This is a genomic window from Pseudomonas sp. SIMBA_068 (genome assembly GCF_046534705.1).
Classification (GTDB): domain Bacteria; phylum Pseudomonadota; class Gammaproteobacteria; order Pseudomonadales; family Pseudomonadaceae; genus Aquipseudomonas; species Aquipseudomonas putida.
Map to the genome: position 1 here is coordinate 1 of NZ_JAWRYI010000682.1, position 266 is coordinate 266.

Annotated in this window: 1 protein-coding gene; it reads right to left on the reverse strand. The window is 71.4% G+C overall.

All coding sequences use genetic code 11. The features are described from left to right. Nucleotides 1–266 (reverse strand): aldo/keto reductase (locus tag SB756_RS30970; RefSeq protein ID WP_410913356.1); only part of this gene is annotated, 266 nt, incomplete at both ends.

Consider the following 266-nt stretch of genomic DNA (forward strand, 5'->3'; position numbering starts at 1 on the left):
GCCAGGCCAGCGCGAGGTCGCCGGGCTCGTGGCCGAGCTCCTCGGCGAACGCCTCGTACGCCTCGATCGCGTCGCGGTGCTTCGCGAGAGTCTCCGCCGCGCGTCCCTCAAGCCGCCGCTTGCCCTCGTTCTGCTTGCGGACGACACCGCCGAGCAGTCCGCCCTGGAGCGGCGACCAGGCGATCACGCCGACACCGTTCGCCTGTGCGGCCGGGAGGACCTCCAGCTCGATCTGGCGGGTCAGGAGGTTGTAGATCGACTGCTCG